Source organism: Oleiphilus sp. HI0043, from assembly GCF_001634935.1.
In genome coordinates, this window is sequence record NZ_LWEY01000257.1 from 1 (window position 1) to 852 (window position 852).

Annotated in this window: 1 protein-coding gene and 1 pseudogene; both read left to right on the forward strand. The window is 46.8% G+C overall.

Features of this window, described 5'->3' with window-relative positions; translation table 11 throughout:
• Window positions 1-81 (forward strand): annotated as a pseudogene (gene rpsJ, locus A3729_RS03860) (30S ribosomal protein S10); the annotation flags it as partial.
• Between the two features lie 118 nt (window positions 82-199).
• Window positions 200-838: a 50S ribosomal protein L3 gene (rplC, locus tag A3729_RS03865; protein ID WP_068508507.1), complete on the forward strand. Its 639-nt coding sequence runs from the start codon at window positions 200-202 to the stop codon at window positions 836-838.
• The last annotated feature ends 14 nt before the right edge of the window (window positions 839-852 follow it).

The window sequence follows — 852 nt, forward strand, 5'->3', positions numbered from 1 at the left end:
GAGCCTACAGAAAAAACTGTAGATGCACTAATGAAACTTGACCTGGCAGCTGGCGTAGACGTTCAGATTAGTCTTGGTTAAGTTTTTCCAACTTTTCTAAAAAGTTGGTGCCGTTCAAGTTAGATCGAGCGGTAAAGTGTAACTACCTAATTTATAGGGCCATAGAGGGTGAAAGCCCCGTACACTTAAGAGGTGAAAAATGGCGATTGGTTTAGTCGGCCGTAAGGCTGGGATGACTCGAGTTTTTACAGACGAAGGTGCATCCATTCCGGTAACGGTTATCGAGGTTGAAGATAACCGTATCACACAGGTGAGAACAGACGATGTTGATGGTTACCGTGCAATTCAGGTAACTGTTGGTGAGCGTCGCGCTTCTCGCGTATCTAAAGCTGCAGCTGGACATTTTGCGAAAGCAGGTGTTGAAGCGGGTCGTGGTCTTTGGGAATTCCGTTTGGCGGAAGGCGAAGGCGAAGATCTTAAAGCAGGTGACGCACTTAATGCGACAGTCTTCGAAGTTGGTCAGATTATTGATGTAACTGGTCAGTCTAAAGGTAAAGGTTTCCAGGGCGGTATTAAGCGTTGGAACTTTGGCATGCAAGATGCGACGCATGGTAACTCGTTGTCACACAGATCAAACGGTTCAATTGGTCAGTGTCAGACGCCAGGTCGTGTTTTTAAAGGCAAGAAGATGTCAGGTCACATGGGTGCTGAACAAGTTACTGTTCAGAGCTTAGAAGTCGTTCGTGTAGACGCAGAACGTAACCTTTTATTGATTAAAGGTTCTGTTCCTGGTGCTACTGGCGCGGACATCATTGTCAAGCCAGCACAGAAGGCATAGGGGGCGTCATGGAA

Bases quoted from the DNA above. Each gene is read 5' to 3' on its own strand.
- rplC (WP_068508507.1), top strand. From the start codon at position 200: ATGGCGATTGGTTTAGTCGGCCGTAAGGCTGGGATGACTCGAGTTTTT.